A 25,327-nucleotide genomic window follows, 5' to 3' on the forward strand; every position below is an offset into this window, starting at 1 on the left:
ATCCATTCATTGCTCACATCCACGTCAAACATCCAACATTTAAAGGACTGAGCATAAACAACAAAAGGGCCGCCTATCGGCAGCCCTCTTCAATCACTCTATTCAATCCCTATTATTATCTTTTGCGCCAGTTCTTATTTGGCAACTTCAATTACATGGAAAGAACCAGGTACTTGTTTTGGTCGTGGTTTTGGCTCGGTTGCCGTTGCTGCTACTGCCTCTGTTTTGGCGGCAGGCAGGTAAATTTTGTGGGTCAGCTCATCCACACCAATGGTACGGGCGCTAGGCTCGGTTGGTACGTCTTCTACCTTTACAAATTTATCGGCAGACACCTCTTTGATTACAGAAAGGGTACCTTCGTTATTAGAGCTATAAACCAATTTCAGGGCCGGGTCAAAGCCAACGCCGTCGCAATCGCCGGTTTTAAATTTGGCCAGGTTTTTACCGGTTGCAGCATCCAGCACAACCAAATCACCACTACCTGAACAACCAGAGAACAGGCGATTAGTAGCCACATCCATTGCCAAACCAGATGGTTCTTCGCCATCAAGCTTGTAGCGTTTTTCTACTTTAAAGGTGTTATCGTTAATTACTACTACCTCGTTAGTGGTTTCAGAATTAACGTATACATGACCTTTGCCGTCAGACACACCGGCCTCAGGCTTGCCACCCAGGGGTATAGTGGCAATAACCTTGTCTGTAGCCGGATCTATAACCGAAGCATCTTTGCTGCGGCCGTTAAAAACATATACTTTTTTTGAATATTCGTCATAAAAAATGGCATCAGGGTTGGTACCTGTTTCTACTTTGCCCAGGGGCTTATAAGTTTTCAGATCAAATACCGTACAGCTATTGGCTTTACCGTCGCTGGTGTAGCCTTTACCCAAGCTTCTAACCAGGGCAATGCCGTGCACGCCGAGAGTATTATTAATCACTCCTAATGAATCGCCACTGGTGCTCAGGATATTTACCTGTGTGCCGTGCGAAACAAACAGGCGTTTGCCTTGAGCATCTACGGTAATGTAATCCCAACCGCCACTACTTTTGATAGGGAACTTATTGGCCACATGCAAGCCGGTTTTCTGTGCGCTGGCAGTGCCTGCCAGTGCAAGGGCTGTTAATAAAAGGGGTATTGCTTTCAATGTTTTCATTTCGATTTTTTTTCCAAGTTGAATAAACAATCTGTATAAATTTTGGATATCGCGGCTTATTTTTCTACCAGCTTTTTACCATAAATAATACGCAGCATGCTAGGCAATACAATCAGCAACAATGGCAAGGCAATAACAAAACCACCAATTACCGCAATGGCCAAAGGTTGGTGCAACTGTGCCCCTGCCCCTATCCCCAGCGCCAATGGCATCAAGGCGATGATGGCCCCGAGCGCGGTCATCAGTTTAGGACGCAAACGGGTAGAGATAGAATAAATAATGGCATCATCAACCGTGCTTTGCAGCGCGCTTTCTTTAAACTGCCAGAAGGTGAAGATGGCGTTCTCGCCGATGATCCCTACAATCATGATCAGTCCTGTGTAACTGCCTACGTTCAACGGGGTATGGGTAATAAACAAGGCCAGGAAGCTACCAGCAATACCCAGTACTGCTATAGCTAAAATAGCCAATGCCACCCGCACCTGCCTGAACAAAAACAGGATAACGCAGAACACAAGCATACTTGCAGTAACCAAAATGATCAGCAACTCTTTGAACGATTGCTGCTGCTCTGCATAAGCACCGCCATAGGTAATATGATAGCCAGATGGCAGGGTGATCTTTTCTTGAATATCTTTCTGAATCACCTGCATTACACTGCCCAGGCTGCCATTATCCAGTCGACCGGTAATTACGCCCATGGTTTGCAGGTTTTCGCGCTGGATCTCGGCGTCGCCTGCATGTACGTTTACTTTGGCTACTTCCTGCAGTGGCAGCAGTCGACCGTTATTCAGGAAAACATTGAGCTTTTGCAGTCCGTTAATATCCAACGTACGGTTACCCGGATAAACCATTCTGATGGGCGATAACTGCTCTTTCTCTACCAGGTTACCCATCACATTACCATCAAGCGCGTTTTGCACCTGGGTTTGAAGGGTGTTTGGCGTTAGGCCATACTGCGCCAGCTTGGCAAAGTTTGGATCGAGTTCTACCGACGGACCGGCAATTACCACGCCGTCAAAAACATCGGCGGTACCTTTTACGCTGCTTACCACATCGGCAATTTGCTTAGATATTTTTTGCAGCGTTTGCTGGTTATCGCCAAAAACTTTGATCTCGATGGGTTGGGTTGATGTCATTAAGTCGCCCAGCATATCGCCTATTACCTGGCCAAAATCTACACGGAGGGCAGGTTGGGTGGCTTCAATCTTGCTGCGCAGATCGCTAATTACTTCATCGGTAGTTTCCTTGTGATTCTTTTTCAGTTGGATGAGGTAATCGCCGGTATTGGGCTCGGTAATAAAGAAACCCATCTGCGTACCCGTACGGCGCGAGTATGCCTCCACCTCCGGATGTTTAATGATCATCTTTTCAATCTCACGCAGCATACGGTCGGTTTCATCCAGCGAGGTGCCCGGCGGCGAGCTGTAGTCCATCACAATACTTCCTTCGTCAATATCCGGTAAGAAACCGCTCTCCAATCTGCCCGGAATAAATACCACCACAGCTATCAGTCCCAAACAAAAAACAATGCTGATAATAGGCTTATGAATAAAGAATGATACCCAGCGCTGTTTCTTTACGTGATGTTCTTCTTCTTTTACTCCGGACCGTGGCTTGTCTTTAGACAGCAGTAGATACACCATAGGCAGCCCAATCCAGGTAACAAAGAATGATGCTGCCAGCGTAATAATCATGGTGCTGGTCATCACCTTAAAGTAGGCCCCCGCCACACCGCTCATCAAAATAAACGGCACAAAAATTACAATGGTACTGATAGACGACCCCAACATAGCCGGGAACAAATAGTTGATAGCCTTATGCAGTAAAGACGTTGTCGGTTCATCAGGATGTTCCTCATGCGTACGGTGAATTTGCTCTACCACCACAATGGCATCATCGATAATCAAACCGATGGCCGCAGCTACGGCACCCAGCGTCATGATGTTGAAGGTATAGCCCAATATGTATAGGATCAACAGCGTTAGCCCCAGGGTAACCGGGATAGTGATCAAAATAGTTGCACTGGCCTTTACAGAACGCAAAAAAAGGATGGCCACAATGATAGCCAGCAACAAACCCACCCACAATGAATCGCTCACGCTGCGGATGGCGGTGTTCACAAAATCAGCCTGTATGTAGTAAGGCTTAATGGTTACACCTGCCGGCAGGATCTTTTGCAGTTCGGCAACCTTTTGGCCCATATCTGTCGATACGCTTACCAGGTTAGCGTTGGGCTGTTTAACTACCGCAATCAGCACTCCGTCATGCCCATTGGCGTTGATCTTGGTGTACTCAATGCCCGGATTGATCTGCACATCGGCAATATCTTTTAGCTGCACTACGCGTTTACGGTCGTTGCTGATCACCATTTCGGCCAGCTGATCGCGGGCGTTGACGGTGGCATTCATTACCGTGAGGTAAAGCATTTTGTAGGACGAGATATACCCTTCTGATTTGATGAAGTTGGTTTGATTGAGCGCATTAGTCACCATATCTGGTGTAATGCCCAGGCTGCTCATTTTCTGGATATCCAGTACCAGCCAGTACTCTTTATTTTTACCACCAATAACACGAATTTCAGACACACCGGTTACCTGCGAGAGGAACGGCTTAACCACATAGTTGGCAATCTGCTTTAGTTCTATCGGCGATTTGTTGTGGCTTTCCAGTGTATAACCGCTTATGGGCAAGATAGATGGGTTCATCTTCTCTACCGTTACATTTACATCCGGAGGGAGCGAACTTTTGATCTGATTGATACTCGACTCTATACGCTGCTGACTAAGATCTATATCGGCATCCCAGTTCATAAAGGCCGAGATCTCACAACTACCTCTGCTGGTTGTACTGCGAACGTATTGCAAGTCTGGCACCTGTTTAACCGCATTTTCCAGCGGTTTGGTAACCGTCACCATCATTTTATCAACCGGCTGCAAGCCAGCATCGGCAATGATCTTGATCTTAGGAAAGGTTATATCCGGGAAAAGAGATGTTTGTAAACGCGAGTATGCAAACGCGCCCCCCAACAGCATGATTAACAGCAGCAGGCTGACCGGCTTTTTATAGCGGACAAAGAAATCAGGATGCATTTTCATGGTCGGGTGATTTTGATCTTAGCTGTATCTGCCAGTCCGTAGTTACCGGTCTCCACAATACGGTCTGATGCCTGAAATGCCGGCGAGGTGATCTCTATTCTTGAATTGGTTTCGATTCCTTTAGTTACTGGTATTTTTACCGCGGTACTATCGTTAATCAGCTTCATTACCCAAAACTCAGACAAGGTTTCGTTTGATAACACGGCTGATTTTGGCAACATCACCGCGTTATCTTTTGCCGCTTTGATAATGCGGGCCTTGGCTATCAAATTCTCTGGCAGCGGTTGTGCGCTGTTTACTTTAATTACCAATCCCTGGGTTTGAGATAGAGTATCTACATTAGGCATTACCGATGCTACTTGTCCGGTTAGCTTAGCGCCATCAGGCAAAGTAAGTTGCATAGTTTGGTTATGCGCCATTAGCTGGTGCATTTCATAAGGCACATGCAATAAAAAGGCAAAGCTGTTATGATCACTAATTACGGCCATTTGCTCGCCATCCTGCACGTAATCGCCCAGTTGGTGGGTTAGCTGTGTGATATAGCCACTTGATGCCGCACGGATGCGGTTCATACCAGAAAACCTAAAAGTAGTATCCAGCACGTTAATAGCGTTGCCTATACTTTGCGACTCTTTAGTTTTGATAACAAACAACAACTGCCCTTTTTGCACAAACTGCCCTGGCTTAACATTCACTTTTTCCACGTAGCCTATGGCATTGGCCTTTACATAGCTGCGCTGTAAAAAGGTTGATGTGGCGTTAAGCAAAATAGTGTCTGATACGGCACCGGTTTCAATATGGGTGATGGTAACAGGAGTAATAGCGTTTGCAGTGCTGCCTTCATCGTCGCCGGCATCTTTGCCGCCGCTACAGGCGCTCAAAACAGATGCGGCGCAAAACGCCAATAGTGGTAAAATATATTTGTGTTTGTACATGTTTATGGCTATTTATTCCAGTAATTCAATTGGTTGATGAGTTGCAGTTGGGCAATGGTATTGGTGCTGAGCAAGTTTTTAACAGACAGGTAATTGTTTACCGCCAGGATGAGGTCGGCAATTTTCAGGTCGCCGGTTTGCAGCAGTTTGGTATCTACCTTAATTAATGACTCTGAGTACCTGAACTGATTGCGGATATCGGCCAGCAGGCTATCATATCCGGTAATCTGCTCACGCAGTTGGTGGATCTGTTGGGTGTATTGCTGATCAAAAAACTGTTTGTATTGCTGACGGGTATCCTCTTCCAGTTGAATTTTACGATGCGCCAGTTTACGCTGACCGCCATCATAAATAGGGATGCTTAAACCAAAGCCCACGCTGGCGCCCCAGTTTTTATAATACTCCTCGGTAAGATCAGAATTGTAACCGCCATCTACAAAAGCATGCAGTTTGGGTTTATAATTATAATCTACCAGTTGGTGCGAGTTGCGCAAACGGACGCTATCTAACTGAAACTGCTTAAAGAAGATGCTTTGCGTTTTATCTGCCAGAAAAGCCGGGCGGATATCGGGCCTGTTCAGCGAGTCTAAAGTAGTATCGCGGATGCCGGCTAAATATTTAAGGGTCGAGTAATCGGCTTTATATTGCAATCGGGCTTGGCTAAGCTGTAGTTGCGCTTGCTTCAGGGTTACCAAAAAAGCCAGGTAATCGCTCTGCTTATAAACATTGGTGCGGGTTAGTTTTAGTAGCACCTGCTCCTCTTTACTCAGCAGGTCAACAACATCTTGGGTAAAGCGCTGTTGCTCCTGGCTGCCGTAGGCAGTAATATATTGTGCAGCTATGGTTTTGCGTAAATCCTGTTCAGAGAGGCGGATAGAATTGCGCAGCGAATCTTTCTGGTTAAGAATACTCTGCACCTGCGCATTTAGATAACTTTTGCCGATAAATTGCTTATCAACCGTAACCAAACCGGTTAATTGCTGGCCATTGGTAATGGCGGTTGAGTAACCGTAACCATTTAGCACAGGGGCGTACAAACCCAACGCATTGCCGGTAACCTGCGGCTTAAAACCGGCTTTGAGGCGAATACTGTCTATCTGAGCCGAAAGTATCTGATTGTTAAGATCCCGAATAAGTGGACTGCTGGTAACTGCCGACTGGATAAAATCGTCTAGACTGCGGTTTTGTGCCTTACTGTAAAACGCTGTAAGCAAAAACAGCAGGCATAGAAAGTATCGCTTCATGCCCCTAATTTAGCTGACAAATCTGAATAAAATCTGGATGCGATAACTAATTTACAAATACAACCGTAAAGCAGTGTAACTGGTCATTAAACGCGTAGCTGAGGGCAAAACCGTAGTTATCACAAATCTGTTTTACCAGGGTCAGCCCGAGGCCTGTACCCTCAGATTCTGGCGATTTATGGAAGCGTTGAAAAATGGTTTGTTGATTGAGCGATACTGCCGTACCGGTATTACAAAAGCTTAGCTGCTGGCCGGTTAATTGTACTACTATACGTCCGCCCGGGCGATTGTGCTGAATGGCGTTGCCCAACAGATTGTTAAGCATAATATTCAGCAGATCACGATTAAGTTTGATGTGGTGCGGCTCCAGCTCTTCACGGATGACAATATGTTTGTCAGCCAGCAGTTCCTGAAACTCGATGATCTTTTTACGAACAGTGTCTTGCAGATCAATATCTTCTGCATCGTGCATCAATTTATTTTCAATGCGCGAGAGCAATAGCATTGAGCGGTTTAATTTTTTCAAACGATCTACCGTTTGGTAAGCTTCGCCAATCAGGGCACCCTGCCTTTCGGTTATATCATTATCCTGCATCAGGGTTTCCAGTTTGGAGATGATCACCGCCAGCGGGGTCATCAACTCATGCGATGCGTTTTCGGTAAAACTTTTAAGCGACTGATAATCATGAAGCACACGTTGCGACATGGCGGTTACCTCCCGGTTCAGGTCCTGAAACTCATCTATACGGGTATCAACCTGGCAGATGCCATTACGATCGGCCACGTTAAATAGTTTAATCTGCTTAAGTGTTTCATAAAATGGTTCCCATAATTTGCGCATCAGGGTGCGGTTGATAAGTAACAGCACCACTAATAAAACAAAAATGAGCCCCAACGTAATCAGGAAGATCATCCTGATCAAGTCATCCGTTTCAACCTTTGATTCGGTAATATTAATACGATAAAGCTGCGCCCCTACTCTGACAGAGCTGGTGAGCATACGGGCAGCTTCGTCTTCATGCTCCTGGTCGTCATAGAAATGGCTATCGGCTATCCGTCTTACAATTGTACTATCCGGAATAGCGGTAAAACGAATTTTCAGATCATCAGACTTAAATACCTGCGGCAGGCGATGATTTAGGCCAACATAATCAAAGATCTCGTTTTCTTCAACCAGCAAATCTTTATCAACCTGGTTGGTAAGGATAAGACTGATGGTGAAGTAATAGACAATCCCGGCAATCACTATCATAGAAATAGTGGCCAACAGGCTTACGCGGTTGTATCGATCCAGCAGTTTCAATGGTCTGTAAACTTATAACCCATACCATAGGCAGATTGAATGTAATCGCCGCTGCCGGCATCAATCAGTTTTTTGCGCAGATTTTTAATGTGAGAGTAGATGAAATCGAAGTTGTCAGAAATATCTATTTCATCACCCCAAAGGTGCTCGGCAATGGCATTTTTAGAAATCACCTTGCTTTTGTTGGCTATAAAATATAGCAGCAGCGCATATTCTTTTTTGGTGAGCTTAACCGGCATGCCCGAAACCAGCACCTGTTTAGCCAGCAGATCAACCGTAATCTCGTTAAAAACAATCTCCCGGTTACCGTTAAAAGATTTGCGGCGAACAATGGCCATTACACGGGCCTTCAGTTCAGAAAGATGGAAAGGTTTGGTGAGGTAATCATCGGCGCCGAGGTCAAGCCCTTGCAGGCGATCATCTAAGGAGTTTTTAGCTGAGATGATGAGCACGCCATCCGGATGATGGTTAGCTTTCAGCGCTTCTAAAATATCCAGACCGCTACCGTTGGGCAAGGTAATATCCAGCAGGATACAATCATACCGGTACATGTTAATTTTTTGCAGCGCAGATGCGTAATCGCCTACGGTTTCGCAAACGTTACCACCTTCTGCAAAATAATCCCGGATGCTGTCTCGCAGTCCGGCCTCGTCTTCTACTACCAGTATTTTCACAACGGTTTCAAAGCTCGCCATTGATTCTGTATAAATTTTGGAATAATAATATAGGGCTAAACATACAAAGTACGGCACAAACCTCAAAACACGTTTTTCACCAGATTTTCTACAGATTTTGGCCGTTCATTCGCAAATGCGAATTTTTGGATCTCTACTTATCTGCCTTACTTTACTAACTGCAAAACCCGTAATTGCCCAAAATATTGACCTGCGCCTGCTACAACACATTAACGGCCCGACTGGTTCTGCCGATGGCTTGTGGCGCGGTGTTTCTAACAGCGATTATGTTTTTGTGATGGCCACTCCTGCCACCATGCTCATCACCGGCATTGCACAACATAATCAGACTTTAAAGGCAGAAGCTTTTGAAACCGGCGGCGCGGTACTGTTATCTCAGGGCGCAACTGTTTTATTAAAGGATGTGATACACCGCCAACGCCCTTACCTGGCTTACCCGAATATCATCACCGGAAAAATGAATTCAACCGATTCATCCTTTCCGTCCGGACACACTTCTGCCGCGTTTGCCACGGCCACATCGCTCAGCCTGGCATTTCCAAAATGGTATGTTATTGCGCCGTCTTTTGCTTATGCAGGTGCCGTAGGTTATTCGCGCATGTACCTGGGCGTGCACTATCCAAGCGATGTATTGGCAGGGGCGGTAATTGGTGCGGGTTCGGCCTTCTTGACTTTTAAGCTGCAGCACTGGCTTGAAAAGAAAATTCCATAATTCAATTTTTGTACAGAAAATTTACCAAATGCCAACAGGATCGGTAGTTAACCTTGTGAAAAACAGATATTATGAAAAGAAGATCAGCAATGTTAACAATGGCTGCTGTACTGATGGGCGTATCAGCAATGGCGCAAAAAACCAAAATGGTACCTGCAGCGGTAGCCTCGGCTTTAAAAGCTAAATATCCGCAGGCAACCAAAATAACCTGGGAAAAAGAAAAAGGAAATTTTGAGGCCAATTGGGGAGGCAAATCAGGCGAAGACATGGCAGCTACGTTTACACCAACAGGCGAATTTGTAGAACAGGTTGAAGCCATTGAACCCACTGCCCTGCCTGCACCCGCCCAGGCCTATATCAAAGCACACTACGCCGGTAAGAAGGTGAGCGAAGCGGGCAAGGTAACCCATGCCACAGGCAAAACCACTTATGAGGCCGAGATCAAAAAGCTGGAGGTGGTGTTTGACGACAAAGGCAATTTTATGCAAGCAAGCAAAGAAAACGACTAACCATACCTAATCAGCAAATTGTTCAGTTTTTAGAGAAGCCCGTTCATAACGGGCTTTTTCTATAAAAATTCAGTTTTTCTACAGAATTGAGTCTTATAATAGCCAGTCAAATGGCAGAACCTTTTCCCCTAAGAGATGCAGATCTGGCTTTTATAATAGGTAAACTGCGCGCATCCGGCAAGGTATGGACCACGCAACGAGACGCATTTTACAACTATTTTAACGGGCTTACCACTCCTGCAGACGGCGAAAGCCTATGGTTGCAAATACGCGCCAAAGGCGTATCTATGAGCCGCGAAACCGTTTATAATACCCTTAAATTATTGCTTGATCTTGGGTTTGCCGACCGGAATTTTAATCCTTCACTAAACGCTTATGAATATTGGCCGGTAAGAAACACCAACAGCTAATATTATCGCTCCGGCGCTTAAAAATGCCGTTAATTAAATTTAATAACACACACTTAACACAAGCATAACACCACAGCTTGTTTTAGGCCGCATTTTGCAGATTGTGTACAGAATTTAAGCTGATCTTTGCGCAAACGTTTATAAATGAAGAAACTACTCAGCCTCTGCCTTCTGTTCTCGGCACTTCCCCTGGCATTATTCGCGCAAAAAAACACAACTATTAACATTCTATTTAGTTCTGACGCACACTTCGGCATCTTCCGCGAGAAATTTCGTGGCGATACCGCAGTTGCAGGCGTTAAAGTTAACGCAGCCATGATTGATCAAATGAATCATCTGGTTACCCAGCGCCTGCCTCAAGATAAAGGCATCAATGCCGGACAACCCGTTGAGGCCGTTGACTACCTGATACAAACCGGCGATATTGCCAACCGCGAGGAACCGCCTTACCAAAGCGCAACCGCATCATGGCAGCAGTTCATCAGTGTTTATGGCAACAGTGTTAAATTAAAAGGCCATCAGGATCAGCCTGCTACCCTGTTAATGGTACCGGGTAATCATGATATTTCTAACGCTATCGGCTTCACCAAAAAAATGGTACCGGCAACAGATCCAACGGCTATGGTGCAGATCTACAACCTGATGCTGCATCCAGCCCAGCCGCTTACCAATGCTCAGTTTGATTATAAAAAAGATAAGGTAAACTACTCGCATAATATTGGCGGCATACATTTTATGTTCATTACGTTGTGGCCCGATTCTGCCGAGCGCGTTTGGATGGCGAAAGACCTGCAAACAGTATCACCTCAAACCCCGGTGGTAATTTTTACGCATGATCAGCCTGAATGCGAGGCCAAACACTTTAGCAATCCTGCTGCGCCGGGCACTTTCCCCGCAGGCAGCAAGTTTGAAAACCTTGTTTCAGAAGTGTACAAAGACGGAAAAGAAGTGAGCAAAGAAGACGCCGCAACCAACATTGAGCAGCGCGAATGGGTTAAATTTTTGAAGCAACATCCTAACATCAAAGCTTATTTCCACGGCAACAGCAACTGGAACCAGTTTTATACCTACCATGGCCCGGATAAGGATGTTAACCTGCCGGTATTCCGTGTAGACTCGCCTATGAAAGGCAAATATTCTGCAAAAGATGAGACCAAACTCTCTTTCCAACTAATCAGTCTTGACCCTGCCAGCCAAAACCTAACCGTGCGCGAATGTTTGTGGAACACCAAACCTAATGATGCAACACAGAAAGTTATTTTCGGCGAAAGCAAAACCATTAGTCTGGCAGTACGTTAAAAATATTATAGTGTGTATTAGTCTTTACGGCCTTATTAGGCAGTAAAATGATGAGAGATAGATATTATTTTGGTAGCATTTAGCAAAAATTAAGTTATCTTTATATATTATAGTTATAGTTTTTGATGGAATCTGCCCGTCATGCATTAAATCGCATCAATACTGCCCATCTTTGGTCAAAGATGGAAACGATGAATAAAACAATTTAATGTGATAACGATGCAGGCGGCGAGTTTTTAGATGAAGCCATCCGTTTGGAAGATGAGTTACTGATTTTGGTAAAACATTGCTACGGATATGGCTAATTACTGATTGTATTTTAAGGCTGACTAACCATCAGCCATCAATCATATTGCTAACCAATTAAAACTTACGCCATGACCAACTATCAATCACTCGAAGATGCTTTGGCTGCGCTAAGGCAAAAGGGCTACAATGCCGATTTTACCACGGAAACCGAAATTCACTGTCTATATAGCGGCGAATTTGATATGCGGTTTGAGCCGGAAGAATTTCATGTAGATGAATCGTACTGGTTTGATGGGCCAAACGGGTACGAAAGCCAAACAAGGCTCTATGCCATCTCTTCACCAATATCCGGCGTTAAAGGAACGCTGGTTGACATGGATGGTAAAGTAGCGGTTACGCTATCTTTCATTTACCAATCTACGCTCAGCGCAAGGCGAATTTGAAATGTTAAGTTAAAACAAGAAAGCCGCTCTTTGCAGAGCGGCTTTCTTATTTTAAAGCGTATTTTCTTTTTTAACCGGCGCCACAAAAGGCTGTATAAACACCGAGGCAATTACCACAGCCAACCCTAAATAGAACCCAATATTAAGCTCCTTGCTCTCGCCAAAAATGATAAAAGCCAGGATAATAGAGTAAACAGGCTCCAGGTTAAAACTCATGTTGACGGTAAAAGCAGGGATCCGTTTCAATGATTCGGCAAACATAATGTACAGGCCAACGGTGCAGATCAATGCCAGGAAAATCAGGTAAACGGTATCTCTTAACCCAGGGATCAGTACCTTAACCGGGACAAAATGAAGGTACAACGGCAATAATACGCCTAACCCAATTGTACCGCTCAGCATCTGGTAAAAGTTAATCTGCCGGCTATCGTAATGTTTCACCAACCGTTCGTTAAAAATGGTGTAAAGCGCAGAAAAGCAAGAAGATATCACGCCCAAGATAATCCCTGTACGAAACGAACTATCGAAACCAAAAATCAGGCTGATGCCTGCCAGCGTCAGCATACTGAAAAACACCTCAGTATACACAAACTTTTTGCGATTGATTAACGGTGAGAGAAACGCCGTAAAGAAACTCGTTAAACAGAAACACACCACCCCTACAGAAATATTGGCATAACGGATACTCGCATAAAAGAACAGCCAGTGCGCGGTGAGCAACAGACCCACCCGGCCAATTTTGAGGCGGTCTTTCATCCTCAACCTTACCTTTGGTTTAACAACTGTTAAAACCGCCAGCCCACCCAGGGCAGAGAAAGCAACCCTGTACCAAACCAGCAAAACTGCATCAAGCGATATCAGCTTGCCAAAAACACCGGTAAAACCGGCTATAACAACAGCAAATTGCAGCAGCAAATACTTCTTTTTCATAAACAACAATGGTCATCCCCCCACTCAGAGATAAATACTTTAAGATTAAACTAAAAATGAATAGCTATGCTAACCACCTGTACCGGCAGGTTAGCCCAAAAAGGAATCTGATCCTAAAAGATTAGGATAGTGGAGGCGATATAGAACTACGGCAATGCATGGCACAAAGGTAGCAAAAGGAATTTAAAAATGGGCAGTTCTTAACTCGGCTATGGTTTTGGCCAGTACGTTTTTCTCTGTTATTGAGGCTGATAGCTCCATCGCCTGCTGGTAATGACTGATGGCTTGCTCAATTGCTACTGGCCCGCACAAATAGCCCATTAAAGAATGATAGTGCTGATCGTACGGCAGGTCTAACTGCCCGGACTCAACAATGGCCATCTCATTCCCGTGCACCTTAGCAAATGCGTAAAGGCGATTCAGGGCAGCGGCGGGCGAAAAAGCAATCAGCAGCAAATGATCATACAACTGCAAAATGTTTTCCCACCGGTTTTTGGCAGTTGGGTTGGTATGCCAGTAAGCAATGGCTGCCTCGAGATGATATCTGGAGATATCATTACTTTCAAAGGCGTTGATGAGATGGTAGTTGCCGCGTGCCATCAATTGCTCATCCCAGGCATTTTGATCTTGCTCATCCAGCAGCACGGCTTCATTTTCAGAATTGATGCGGGCATCCATCCGCGAACTTTGGAAACACATCAGCGCCATCAAAGCCTGCGTTTGCGATGTATTGGTGAGTGGATTTTCAACCAGCACCAGTAATAACCGCATGGCTTCGGCGCATAGGTCTTTACGGATCAGTTCATCTGCCGTTTTTGAAAAATAGCCTTCGTTAAAAAGCAGGTAGAGGGTGGTCAACACATTGTCCAAGCGCAACGTTACCTCTGTTTGTGTGGGCGCCTTGATCTGGAAATGATCGTTACGCAACACTTCGCGAGCCCTCTGCAGGCGTTTCTTAATAGTTTCAGACTTCGCCAGAAATGCACCGGCAATCTCCTTCACGCTAAAACCGCAAAGTATTTGCAGGGCCATGCATATTTGTGCCTCGGCCGCATTGACCGGGTTACACACCGCAAAAATCATAGCCAACTGACTATCAGCTATCACCTCATTGCTAAACTCAAATTCAGGATTGATAACCTGCTCGTCAAAATCAATCTCCCCCCTAACCTTATCATCAAAAACCGCCAGGTGCTTAAAATGATCCCTTACCTTATTTTTAGCAACGGTGTAGAGCCAAGCCGTAGGATTTTCAGGCACACCCTTCAATGCCCATGTTTCTGATGCTTTCAGGAAAGTATCGGCAGCAATGTCTTCAGCCGTTTCGATATGTTTCAGGTTGAAGGTTTTGCAAAGCACAGCAACTATTTTGCTGTACTCAGTTCTGAACAAATGCGGTGTAATTTCTGGCTGATACATAAAAAGAAAGCCTTTGCCGTTAATGGCAAAGGCTTTTATAAGTTTTACATCGGGTTTATTTCTCTTACTTCTACGGTGCCGCCAATAAATAATATTGGGCATCCATCGGCTAAAGCTACGGCTTCGTCTAAGGTTTCGGCTTTAACCATGGTATAACCCAGTATGGCTTCTTTAATTTCGGTGTAAGGCCCGTCTGACACCACGCCATTACCGCTGATTACCTTGCCCTCTGGCACCAGGCGGTTGCCCCTGTCGGCCAGATTACCCTTTGCGGCGATACCTGCCACCCAGTTCATCCATTTTTGGGTGTTGGCCTGCATTTCTTCTGGTGATAATTGAGGCATAGCCTTGTAGTCTGCTCTGAAAACTAATAAAAACTCTTTCATGGTTGTAAATTTTAAGATTTATACCCCTATGACGACTGGGCCTTGGCAATGGGGACAAAATTACTTCAATTTATTTTCAATACCATGTAAGGTGCTAACGATAGAAGTTTTCGCTATCCTGTTTAAACTGATGATTTACCTGCGTATCAGTATAAACCATGTGCCCGGCTGCATAATGATTTACAGACACCTGTGTATTGTTGCCGTTTATCCCTGCCTCCGCCAGTGCCGCACTAACAGTTGCCGGAGGCGTAGCCAGATCATACGAGCCGGAGACGATTTGCACTCTCAAGTCAGGATTTTCGCTGAGCAGATTTTTCAGTACGCCAGTTACGTTAAAATAGCCGTTTTTGGTGTGCTGTCCGTAATTCCAAACCGGTGTTGGGATGGTGGCCAGATAGGTTGATGTAGCGTTAAAATGTAAGTCTTTATGTACGTATTGCTGAAATGCTTGCTCAAAAGTAGCGCTTAAAGCCGCAGCGCTCGGATCGCCTGCATTACTGGCTCCGGCTGAGCGGCTATCAAATGTCCCTAATTTTTCATCGCTCTGTTTTAACAATGATGAAGTAAATTCTACATCTGTAATACGGCCATTGTTAGCTTTTAGCTGTTCTTTGCTCAATCCGGTAAAATAGCTCAGCGTATCAATAACCTGTTGCGCAATAGCACCATCTCGACTTAACGCCTGACGATAGGTACCAAAAGCAAAGGCTGATACTTTGGCCGATAATTCATCTGCGCTTAATGCAGCTAATTCTGGCGCAAGTTGATGATGATACTGTGCGGCTATTGCATAGGCAGACAGGTAATATGGATATGGTTCATTGTTACCCTTGCGAAAACTGATCAACTTATAATCTAGCGCTGGCGAGATAAGCGTTAAACCTGAAATTTTAGTTTGCAGGCTATCTTGCAGGTAGGCGGCCAATCCTACAGCACGGGCAGCACCATAGCTCTCGCCAGCCAGAAACACGCGGCTGTTTTGACGGTGATGCCGATGTAAATAGAATTGAATAAAAGTGCCGATGGTGCGAATATCTGCCTGATAACCATAAAAATGCCGGGCATCTACACCATTAACCGGGCGACTAAAACCTGTGCCTACCGGATCTATAAAAACCAGATCGGTAAAACCCAGCCAGGTATCTGGGTTAGCGCCGTAGCCAGCTTTTCCGGGTACGGTACGCACCGGACTACCGGCCCCCATGTGTAACCAGATAGAGGCCGAACCGGGACCGCCATTAAAAATGAAAGTCAACGGGCGATTAGTATTATCATAGCCGGCGGTATAAGCGGTATAAAAAATATTGGCCGCGGCGTTTTGCTCTGGGTTAACAGTGATATAACCGGCATCAGCCTGATAGTTTAAAACGCGACCGTTAAGCAACACGCTTCCGGCCGAATAAGCATGACGGCGATCTGCACTTCCCCATGAAATAAACAACAGCGCAAATGCAGCAATGCTGATTAAAAGTGCGAATGATGGTCTACGGAAAACAGAACGTATAATTAGAAAGGACATGGATAGTATCAAAAAAAAGTTTTTAATGGATGTGTTGTTTGAGCGGCGGGCGCCGCAGGTATTAGCAGCAACAGCAACACATGACGCTGCAGTTGCGCTGCGGCATCGACATTAAAAAACGATTATTGATAGTCTGATTTGACATTTTATGGCACAAACGTAAAGCAAAAATCAGTCAAATCAAAATAATTCTACAAAAACCATAGACTTTGTATAATATTGATATTTGGGTGACAGAGTTTGTTATTTGCGGCCCCCAGTTTTTCATTCATCTAATAAAATCCACAACCCATAACTTGAGTGGATTAATTATCAGCGGCTTAACACATGCGCACAAACAATCTCCGGTGCACCGGCGTTCTCTCCATACCAACATCAACATTTATGAAAAACCCATTTGAAAAACAAGACAAGGCCATATTGATAGGCGCCATTGCTGCAGGCGCTGCCTTAGCCGGAGGCCTCACCTGGCTGCTGCTAACCGAAGACGGCAACGAGAAACGCGAACGCTGGAAAGAATGGATGGAAGAAAAAGCTAAGAACATGATAGCGGGCTGCCTGAGCTGCAAAACCGGCGTTGATAAGGACGTAGCCAAGGGCGCTACCGATGCGGTGATCGATTAAAGGATCAACTTTATTACAATCGCCCCAAATATTTCCTAATATAAAAAGGCCGTCCAACTGGGCGGCCTTCAAATCGTATTCAGATTAATTATTACTGAGCAGCATCGCGCAGCGCTTTGATCTGATCATGAGCGGCATTAATGGCCTGAGCCTGGCGACTTACTACTTCGTGAGCGTTACCTGTCAGGTCTTCGTCAGTCAGAGCATCGCGGTAAGCTTTTTTAATGGCGTCTTCGCCACGCTCTGCTTCAGATAGGATACTCTGTCGATCATTACCACCAAACAGTGATTTTACATCGATCCAGGCACGGTGCAAACCACCCGACATACTGGTACCGGTTTCTACATCGCCCCCCTCGGCACCTACCAGCGCAGATAATTCCTGGCTGTTCTTGCGGCTCTGTGCGGAGTAACTTTGAAACAGCTCTTTTAGATCAATATTTTCATCTTTAATGTCAGCAATGGCTTTCTCAAAGCCAGCTACACGGTCATTGTTGATCTGGATCAGATCATTCAATACGCTTGTTTTTGATGTGGTTTCCATATAATAGATTTGCTTTGAGTGTTGCAAGTTACATGCCACTACTCTGTTATGCTCTTATGTTTTAGCAGCCTACAACTTATTGTACTCACTACCAGCTCAAAACAGAAAGGGCGCCCTTGCGGCGCCCCATCTCCAATTATGATAACCTAATTATAGTGATGATTATTTAGCTTTTACCAGGTCATTCAGATAGGCTTCCAAACTGGTGTAGCCATCTTTATTCACCTTTGTAGCATCGGCCTTACCGGCAGCAAGGTATTTACCTTCTACTGCATCAGGAATACCGTTGTTGTTACCATCGGCATGTTGAGTAACGGCCTCCATATTTGGCTGACCGCCGGCATCGGCTTCTGTTTTAAAGATCTTGCCTTCTTTGCCCAGACTTTGAAGGTAACCGATGATGCGTTTATCTACCGCGTCACGGCGTTGCGAAGCGCCTACCCCTGCCAGCACCTTGCGGAAAGCTTCTTCGGGCTTATCAATGGTAGTATTAGTCTGGAAATTACGCTGCTTTACTACGGTAGCGGTGGTATGGATAAAATCAGAATCGGTAGCTAATCTGCCGTTCAGTTTGCCGTCTTTGTTGATGTCTACCATATTATCGCGCTGGTAAACATGGTCTGTAGCGGTAAACAGGCTGATGAATGATTTACTTGAATTTGGCCCGCCGATGAAATAATTACCAATTACGTCCTGGAAATGATTAGCACCAGAGTGACCGCCTACCAAACCATTGCCGCCCCAGTTATAAACCACATTATTAATGTACTCTATACTGGCTTTTGCTTTAGGATTACGGCTCTGGTTATCAATCCACAAACAATGACTGATAGTTACATTATGCGGGTCTTCAAACAGCGCACCAAAACGCTGCGGATCAATAGGCTCGCCAATTAAACAGTATTGCAGGGTGATGTTGGTTGTACCCTTGATGTGGAAATTATCCCAACGCCCCCATGATACACTTACGTGATCAAAAATTACATCATGGCAATTATCGGCCACTACCGTGCAGGCACCGCGCGGCATGGTGATGCTGCCCCTGAAACGCATGTAACGGATTATGCTGCTATCGGCAAATGATACGCCATTGCCGTAAACCACAACACCCTCTCCGGGAGCGGTTTGCCCGGCAACAGTGATTTTGGGCGCTGCGGCAATTTTATCGGTAATCTTGATTACGCCCGATACATCAAACACCACAGTGCGGTTAGGTTTACTTACGGCATCGCGGAAAGAGCCTTCGCCCCTGTCGTTTAAATTGGTTACGTGGTACACTGCTCCGCTACGGCCTCCCGTGGCAAAACGACCAAATCCCTCTGCTCCTGGAAACGCCAGTTGCTGGGCCCCGGCAAACCCCGTGAGGCCCAACATGGCTGCGCTGAAGGCAAGCCCCATTTTGCTCCAGCTCTTATTCATTAATAGATTTTTCTTCACTTTGTTTGTATTGGCTACGGTTATTTTAATTATTGTTTAATTTTAATTTAAATCATTAGTTAAATGGCAGGAACCAGTTTTTAGGGTCCATTAGTTTGGCACGCACAGTGGCAGCCGCCGGATTGCCGTCTTTCAGCAATTTGTTGTACACTTTATCGGCCAGGAACGACGGATCGTTACGGCGCAGGGCAACACGCATCAGGTCTTGCCAGCGATTACCTTCGTAAGCCAGTTCCAGTGCGTCTTCATTTATGATATTATCTTCCATAGCCAAAAAGTTGGCATTCTGCTGCAGGCTCACATCCAGATTGGTAACGTTTACCCTGGCACGCACGCCCAGGTTACGGTGGTATTTACCGCGGATGGTTGGCGCATCCAACTTACGGGCATCAAAATCATAAGGGAAAGGCAGATTGGTAATGCGGCGCTGCGTTGGGTCAGGGATAGTCGTATCATCATACGCACCTTTGATACCTGCATTTACCAGCGCCCAGGCAATTTTGGTCTGTCCATCGCGGTTAGCAGCCTCGGCAAAGCGCAGGTGCAGCGTTGGTGTGCGATAAATATACCAACGACCATTTTTAGCCAGCGGATCTGACGGGATACCGGTTGAAGCGTTCACGTAGTTATATAGAAACTTCATGATCACCGGCTGACCGTTAACCATTTTGTAAGTAGTGTTGATACCGCGATAGTCATAAGGCGTACCGTCGGTCTGACGCTGAGCGCTCCAGTTATCAATAGCAGTTTGCGATGGCTTTACCAGATACTTGCCGCCTGAGTTAGCAAACAGGTTGATGAAAGGATTCTCAGGCGCAAAGGCTTTATCAAACACCATAGACCAGATCCACTCGGTCTGGTACTCCCTGTCCTGCATAGAGCGGGAGAAGAAGGTTAACCAGGCGCTTTGCGTTACCGCATCGTTATCGCTACCGCTGTTCAGCGTGTAAGTATTGTAGTAGTTATAGCTATCGCCAGGACCATTTGGCGTTGATGTTTCCATTACATTTTTGTAGGCAATGGCCGCTTTGTGATAATCGTTGTTCCACAGGTACAAATCGCCCAGCAGGCAGTTTTTATTGACGTAGAACATTTTAGACGGATAGGTATCAATGGTAGTGATCAACGAATTAGCCGCAGGATATGGATCTTTATAAGGTAAAGCTTCCATAAAGGCAATCAGCGTTTTCACCAGATCAGCCAACGCTATGCGCGGATATTTGCTTTGGTCTTTAACGGTGTTCACATCGCTAAAGCTCTCCGTTACATACGGGATATTGCCATACTGCAAACCCAGTTGAAAGTATAACCAGCAGCGCAGGGCACCAATATCGCTCCAACGCTGGTTATAATCGGCGTCAGTTAGCTTTTGGGTGTTGTGCATAATGGTCAGGTTCTTCATCACATCGTTACAGTTCAGAATTACCGAGTAGAACGGGGTTGGGTCGGCATAGGCGTTACCCGGCAGCACATTGTGAGTGTTGATCTGCTGCAGATCGGCACCAGCGTTGGGGGTTACGTCCATCAGGTCGGCACGCAGCTCGTTCAGCACTTCATACTGACCGGCCAAGCCCAAAAATTTGCCGTAAACACCGGTTACTGCAGCATCAGCATCATAAATATTTTGGTAGGTGTTTTTTGCTTCTACCACGTTTTGCGGCTTCACATCGTACATTTTACTGCACGCGCTTACCCCCGACAGCAACACCGCAACTGCGGCTGTTCTTACAATAGGATATATTTTCACTTTCATTGTTGCTATTTCTAATTGTTATAAACCAATGCGCAAGCCTAACTGTATGGTACGGAACTGCGGCTCCAGACCGGTGTCAATACCTTGTGTTAGCGGACTAGCCGTTGCACCAAACTCCGGATCATAGCCCAGGTAATGGGTGGCGGTAAACAGGTTATCGGCAGTGGCATAAATAGTGGCGTATTTCAAAAACTTAGGTTTTACCGGCAGGTTATAGTTTACAGCCAGCGAGCGCAGGCGGATGTATGAACCATCCTCAATAAAACGATCTGAGAAACGGGCGTTACCCATCGGATCATTGTATGATGCACGCGGTACATCCGTCACCTGACCTTCAAATCTCCAACGGTTCACCACGTTGCCAAACTGGTTAGCTGGCGATGACAACGACTGCAGGATAGCCCTTGGTGCATTGTAAACATCGTTACCACTGCTGAAAGTGAACAGCGCACTTACTGAGATATTTTTCCAGGTGAAGCGACCGGTAAAGCTACCGATGAAATCAGGATTAGGGTTGCCAATGATGGTGCGGTCTTTATCATCAATTACGTGGTCATTGTTCATATCCACAAAACGTACATCACCAGCTCTGAACGGAATCAGGCTGCCATCGGTACCGCGTACATTTAAACCACCGGCACTGGCCTGGGCTGATGTGGAGTAAACGCCATTGGTTTTAAACCCGTAGAACATAGCCAATGGTTGGCCCACGCTGGTAATCATGGTGGCACCACCATAGCTGGTGAGCATATTGTTGGTTGGCAGTGTGTTAATGCGGTTACGATAAGTAGAGATGTTGATGCCGGCATCAACCTTAATATCGCTGGTGTTAACCAAACGGGTGTTCAGGCTGAAATCTAAACCATCTGTATGCATGGCTCCGCTGTTTGATGGCACGTATTGCATACCGCTGGCACTGGCCAATGGCTCAAACATCACCATTTTTGAGGTGGCATTATGGTAAGCATCAATGCTGAAGGTTAAGCGCTCATGAAACAAAGCCGCATCTAAGCCCAGGTTGGTTTTCTTGCTCAGCTCCCATTGCAATTGCGGGTTGGCAATATTGTTTAATATCAAACCTTCGGCACCCAGCAGGTTTTGTGAGGTGTAGTATGATTTGGTGTTGAAGTTGCCAATATCATCGTTACCGGTCAGTCCGTAGCTGGCGCGTAGTTTCAGTAATTCCACCACGTTTGAGTTAGCCAAAAACTCTTCTGACGATAGCAACCAGCCTGCTCCTACCGACGGCAGCACCGCGTACTTGGCTCCGCCGATGGTCAACGCATCTGAGATCTGGTTACCAAAACGTGATGAACCATCCACCGACAGGTTAGCCGACAGGAAATATTTGTGCTGCAGGCTATAGTTAGCAGCTGCATAGGTATTTAGCCAGATCCACTTGCCATAATCGCCGCTCAGGTTGCGCAGGCTGGTAACACCGTTGCCTATGCTCACAAAATCATCGGTTGATGAGTTGTAGCCCTGAGCATAGTCTTGCTCGGCCTCGCTGTTGTGGTAGCGGAAACCTACGTTCACCATCAGGTCTTGCTCATGGCGAAAGTTGGTTTTGAAGCTGTACCAGGTATCGTTATAAATTGAATTATAGCGTTGGATCGAAGCGCCCAGCCGACTGTAAGCCACAGCGTTTCTCAACGTATCCGGTGCTACACCCAGGCGCGGGATGAAGGTATTCTCGCGCACCTTGTCATACGTCAAACCAGTAATAGTGGTTAAACTGTTGTGTTTGTTAAACTGATAGTTGAACCTAACCGAACCTGTAAAACGATAGTATTTGCTTACCTCCTGACCGGTTTTAATAAGCGAACGTGGGTTGCTCACGCCAAACACATCCACATCGGCCAGGTTGGGCGATTGTGTGCCATTGGCGGCCACCTGGTGTTCTGATAAGAACGGTGCCTTAATTAAGCTCACCAACATAGGGTTGGTAGAAACCAGGCCTTGGTCTTTCAGGTTTTGTTCTGATGATGAGAACGACAGGTTGGTGTTAGCGGTCAGTTTCGGTGTCAAATTCAGATCGGCATTGAAACGGGTGCTGTAGCGCTGCAGGTTGGTGCTGTCAATTACACCGCCGTTGCGCAGATAACCTACCGAGAGGGCGTATTTGGCAATATTATCGCCGCCGGTAACTTTCAGGTAATAGTTTTGGTTGAAGCTATTGTTAAAAGTGCGTTTCTGCCAATCGGTATTATTATGGTACTGATAATAGGTCGGGTTTGACGGATTATCATTCATATACGGCAGCGCCTGAATCTGGGCGTCGGTCTGTCCGGCGCTGCGCAATACGTCCGACAGGTACAGGCGGTAATCGCTGCTGTTCAGCACCGGGATGTTTTTCGGTGTAAAGTTGTAGCCGCCGTAAGCCGCAAAGTCAATGCGGGTAGTCAGTTCGCGGGCGTGCGCGGTGGTAATGAGCACCACGCCGTTAGCGCCGCGGCTACCGTAATAAGACGCACCATCTTTAATAACGGTAATGTTGTCAATATCCTTTACATCGATAGTTGCCAGCGGGTTATTGATATGGCCGCCGATGATAGAGTTACCATAGCTTGTCGCATCATAAATCACCCCGTCAATTACATACAAAGGCTGGTTTGTTGCGTTGATAGAGTTAAAACCACGCAAAAACAAGTTGGCCCCTTCGCCCGGCGTACCAGAGCGACGGATTACGTTCAGACCGCTCACCTGCCCCTGTAAAGAGTTATCAATGGTTTCGTGCGAGTGGCTCCAGCTGCTCTCGGTAGTAGTTACAGAGGTTGCGGCATAGTTTAACCGTGTTTTGGTTTGCTGGCTAAAAGGCAGCGTTACCATATCATATACCGAGTTGAAACCATCCTCATACAAAGCCACGTTAATACTTGCGCGACCGTTAACGGCTAGCTCTTTATACTGATAGCCCTGTATTGAAACCTGCAGCAAGCTGGTTTTTGAAGGCACGGTGATCTTGAAATTTCCTTTATCATCGGTAATAACGGCAGCAACATCCTGCACCGACACGTTGACGCCTGAGAGCGGCTTGCGTGTGGCCGCATCGGTTACCTGGCCGGTAACGGTATAGCCGTTTATAATTTTAATTTCCTTTTGTTTTCCCACAGGGGCATCCTGCTGCGCATAGGCGACAGAGAGCAGGCACATGGCCCCGCATGTTGCAAACACTTTTATTCGGGTAAATACACACATATTCAGGTTCTGTTGTGATTAATAATGGTTATGGCAATACCGGTACAAGTTTGAAATAATCAAGGTTGATGGTGTTGGTACCATCTACCCCGTTGTTGGCGGCAATTACGTAGGCAATGGCGCTACCAAAGGTGGCGGCGGTGTAATCGCCTATGTACACTTCGTTAAAGTTTTTCAGCGTGATCGGGATCTCCGGGAAAAGCGTTGATGCCGGGTCGTTAATCTCAAAGCGTTGCTTAAACGTCACCGTTTGTGTGGTAGCGTCGGCCGGGGCAACCCAATACACCTGGTATTTCACCGCGTATAATTCAGGGATGCGGTAGCGCACGTTAAACAGCGGCACCTTGTGGTTATAAATAAAGATGTCATTATAAATCTGGTTAGTATTTGGGTTGATCCTGGTACGATACAGGATGTTGCCGCTTTTATCGTTCTGACTAAAGCCGTCAGGCAGTTCGCCTTCGCGTTTGTAGGTGCGTATCTTATCAGACAGTTTTACATCGGCCTTGCTCATAACATATACCACACCGTTACTTACCACATGTGTTTCAAGGATGGCGGTTTTATCAATAGGCACCACTACCCCATCGGCAGATGTTAGCGTGGCCGGCAGATCAGCCACATTGTATTGGCCTTTAATAACCAGATCTTTAATAACATGCAGCGATGCGGTCAACTCTGTTTGCGCAGGCGTTGCGCCTACTACATAAGGTTTAATTTTGGCGCGCTCTGATGCCAGGGCGTTATCAGTCAACAGAATGAAGGTGTAAAGCTGGGCCTCGTTACGCAGATCACCTACACGGTCATACAACTGATTTTTGGTGATGAGCCCTGTACCCGCCTGATAAACCGGCTTACCGGTAACGGGGTCGATACCTATTTGTACAGCTTTGGTAGAGTCGATAGCCGTATAATCCAGACTAGAAATAGCGGCTTTCTCAGCATAAGTGGTTGTATTTACATACTCCCATACGTTTGGCTTAGGCAGCACCACTTTGTTGATGGTGTGCAGCACGCCATTGCTGACATATTTATTGGCCGATACAATGGTAGCATCCTCAAACTGCGTTTTGCTGAAGTTGATGTATTTACCGTTCAGCGATTGAATACGCAGCGATGGGTTTGGCATATCTGTAGTATAAGCCAGGTTTACCAGGTGGTTGCCCACAAACTGTTTCAGCTTGGCGGTATCGCTTACAATACCGGCGTCAAGGCCTGCCAGGGTTTGGTTATCAGGCGCCCAAACGGTGAACATTTTTGATGACGACAGTACCTTATCATACCCGGTTTTTACCAGGTACTCGTTAAACTTGCTCAGCTGCGGATTTTGCTGTATCAGCTGCTCCAGGTTCTCACCCAGCTCTGGCTGATTTGGCTCTATTTGCTTGTTATATTTATTACAGCTTACTATTGCCGCCGGTACTACCAGCAGCAACAGTAAGTGTTTGATGTGTTTGATCAACATA

General features: G+C 46.0%; 21 protein-coding genes. 6 read left to right on the forward strand and 15 right to left on the reverse strand.

The window, feature by feature from the left end; translation table 11 throughout:
* Nucleotides 1-134: 134 nt before the first annotated feature.
* The 6 genes from ABZR88_RS12260 to ABZR88_RS12285 are packed head-to-tail and all read right to left on the reverse strand — an operon-like array spanning nt 135 to nt 8,405.
* A complete protein-coding gene (locus tag ABZR88_RS12260) occupies nt 135-1,151 on the reverse strand; it encodes a YncE family protein (protein ID WP_107827060.1) in 1,017 nt (338 codons plus the stop codon).
* A gap of 56 nt (nt 1,152-1,207) precedes the next feature.
* The gene (locus ABZR88_RS12265; RefSeq protein ID WP_245916987.1) at nt 1,208-4,249 is read right to left on the reverse strand and encodes an efflux RND transporter permease subunit; all 3,042 of its coding nucleotides are present in this window, start codon (nt 4,247-4,249) and stop codon (nt 1,208-1,210) included.
* Nucleotides 4,246-5,184, reverse strand: coding sequence for an efflux RND transporter periplasmic adaptor subunit (locus ABZR88_RS12270; RefSeq protein WP_107827059.1), 939 nt, complete (start codon nt 5,182-5,184; stop codon nt 4,246-4,248). The genes ABZR88_RS12265 and ABZR88_RS12270 overlap by 4 nt, the downstream gene beginning before the upstream one ends.
* 8 nt (nt 5,185-5,192) lie before the next feature.
* Entirely contained in the window at nt 5,193-6,428 is a 1,236-nt protein-coding gene (locus ABZR88_RS12275) for a TolC family protein (RefSeq protein ID WP_107827058.1), read from the reverse strand.
* Between the two features lie 46 nt (nt 6,429-6,474).
* A complete protein-coding gene (locus tag ABZR88_RS12280; RefSeq protein WP_107827057.1) occupies nt 6,475-7,731 on the reverse strand; it encodes a HAMP domain-containing sensor histidine kinase in 1,257 nt (418 codons plus the stop codon).
* The gene (locus tag ABZR88_RS12285) at nt 7,728-8,405 is read right to left on the reverse strand and encodes a response regulator transcription factor (RefSeq protein ID WP_107827131.1); all 678 of its coding nucleotides are present in this window, start codon (nt 8,403-8,405) and stop codon (nt 7,728-7,730) included. Before ABZR88_RS12285 ends, ABZR88_RS12280 begins: the two co-directional genes overlap by 4 nt.
* Nucleotides 8,406-8,541: 136 nt before the next feature.
* Here ABZR88_RS12285 and ABZR88_RS12290 point away from each other — a divergent pair, with 136 nt between their 5' ends.
* From ABZR88_RS12290 to ABZR88_RS12310, 5 genes are all read left to right on the forward strand, one after another.
* The gene (locus tag ABZR88_RS12290) at nt 8,542-9,138 is read left to right on the forward strand and encodes a phosphatase PAP2 family protein (protein WP_107827056.1); all 597 of its coding nucleotides are present in this window, start codon (nt 8,542-8,544) and stop codon (nt 9,136-9,138) included.
* A 71-nt stretch (nt 9,139-9,209) separates the two neighbouring features.
* On the forward strand, nt 9,210-9,647 hold the full coding sequence (locus ABZR88_RS12295; RefSeq protein WP_107827055.1) for a PepSY-like domain-containing protein: 438 nt from the start codon (nt 9,210-9,212) through the stop codon (nt 9,645-9,647).
* Between the two features lie 110 nt (nt 9,648-9,757).
* A complete protein-coding gene (locus ABZR88_RS12300; RefSeq protein ID WP_107827054.1) occupies nt 9,758-10,057 on the forward strand; it encodes a transcriptional repressor in 300 nt (99 codons plus the stop codon).
* Nucleotides 10,058-10,201: 144 nt separating this feature from the next.
* Nucleotides 10,202-11,356 (forward strand): metallophosphoesterase, encoded by a 1,155-nt coding sequence (locus ABZR88_RS12305; protein ID WP_107827053.1) that lies wholly within the window; start codon nt 10,202-10,204, stop codon nt 11,354-11,356.
* Between the two features lie 377 nt (nt 11,357-11,733).
* On the forward strand, nt 11,734-12,048 hold the full coding sequence (locus ABZR88_RS12310) for a phosphoribosylpyrophosphate synthetase (RefSeq protein ID WP_107827052.1): 315 nt from the start codon (nt 11,734-11,736) through the stop codon (nt 12,046-12,048).
* A gap of 51 nt (nt 12,049-12,099) precedes the next feature.
* Here the strand turns inward: ABZR88_RS12310 and ABZR88_RS12315 are convergent, their stop codons facing one another.
* The 4 genes from ABZR88_RS12315 to ABZR88_RS12330 all read right to left on the reverse strand — a co-directional run bounded on the left by ABZR88_RS12315 (nt 12,100) and on the right by ABZR88_RS12330 (nt 16,305).
* Entirely contained in the window at nt 12,100-12,978 is an 879-nt protein-coding gene (locus ABZR88_RS12315) for a DMT family transporter (RefSeq protein ID WP_107827051.1), read from the reverse strand.
* A gap of 183 nt (nt 12,979-13,161) precedes the next feature.
* The gene (locus tag ABZR88_RS12320) at nt 13,162-14,397 is read right to left on the reverse strand and encodes an RNA polymerase sigma factor (protein WP_107827050.1); all 1,236 of its coding nucleotides are present in this window, start codon (nt 14,395-14,397) and stop codon (nt 13,162-13,164) included.
* 44 nt (nt 14,398-14,441) lie between these two features.
* Nucleotides 14,442-14,783, reverse strand: coding sequence for a YciI family protein (locus tag ABZR88_RS12325; protein ID WP_107827049.1), 342 nt, complete (start codon nt 14,781-14,783; stop codon nt 14,442-14,444).
* 94 nt (nt 14,784-14,877) lie between these two features.
* Nucleotides 14,878-16,305, reverse strand: a complete 1,428-nt coding sequence (locus ABZR88_RS12330) for a hypothetical protein (RefSeq protein WP_107827048.1) — start codon at nt 16,303-16,305, stop codon at nt 14,878-14,880.
* A 384-nt stretch (nt 16,306-16,689) separates the two neighbouring features.
* Between ABZR88_RS12330 and ABZR88_RS12335 the strand changes: the two genes are divergently transcribed.
* Nucleotides 16,690-16,929, forward strand: coding sequence for a hypothetical protein (locus ABZR88_RS12335; protein ID WP_107827047.1), 240 nt, complete (start codon nt 16,690-16,692; stop codon nt 16,927-16,929).
* 91 nt (nt 16,930-17,020) lie between these two features.
* Here the strand turns inward: ABZR88_RS12335 and ABZR88_RS12340 are convergent, their stop codons facing one another.
* The 5 genes from ABZR88_RS12340 to ABZR88_RS12360 all read right to left on the reverse strand — a co-directional run bounded on the left by ABZR88_RS12340 (nt 17,021) and on the right by ABZR88_RS12360 (nt 25,326).
* Nucleotides 17,021-17,473: a PA2169 family four-helix-bundle protein gene (locus tag ABZR88_RS12340; protein WP_107827046.1), complete on the reverse strand. Its 453-nt coding sequence runs from the start codon at nt 17,471-17,473 to the stop codon at nt 17,021-17,023.
* Between the two features lie 162 nt (nt 17,474-17,635).
* Nucleotides 17,636-18,892: a polysaccharide lyase family 1 protein gene (locus tag ABZR88_RS12345; protein WP_245916986.1), complete on the reverse strand. Its 1,257-nt coding sequence runs from the start codon at nt 18,890-18,892 to the stop codon at nt 17,636-17,638.
* A 73-nt stretch (nt 18,893-18,965) separates the two neighbouring features.
* Nucleotides 18,966-20,663: a RagB/SusD family nutrient uptake outer membrane protein gene (locus ABZR88_RS12350; protein WP_107827045.1), complete on the reverse strand. Its 1,698-nt coding sequence runs from the start codon at nt 20,661-20,663 to the stop codon at nt 18,966-18,968.
* Nucleotides 20,664-20,681: 18 nt separating this feature from the next.
* Nucleotides 20,682-23,861, reverse strand: coding sequence for a SusC/RagA family TonB-linked outer membrane protein (locus tag ABZR88_RS12355; protein ID WP_107827044.1), 3,180 nt, complete (start codon nt 23,859-23,861; stop codon nt 20,682-20,684).
* 28 nt (nt 23,862-23,889) lie between these two features.
* Nucleotides 23,890-25,326, reverse strand: coding sequence for a fasciclin domain-containing protein (locus ABZR88_RS12360; protein ID WP_107827043.1), 1,437 nt, complete (start codon nt 25,324-25,326; stop codon nt 23,890-23,892).
* Nucleotide 25,327: the final 1 nt, after the last annotated feature.

The organism is Mucilaginibacter yixingensis, assembly GCF_041080815.1.
Lineage (GTDB): Bacteria > Bacteroidota > Bacteroidia > Sphingobacteriales > Sphingobacteriaceae > Mucilaginibacter > Mucilaginibacter yixingensis.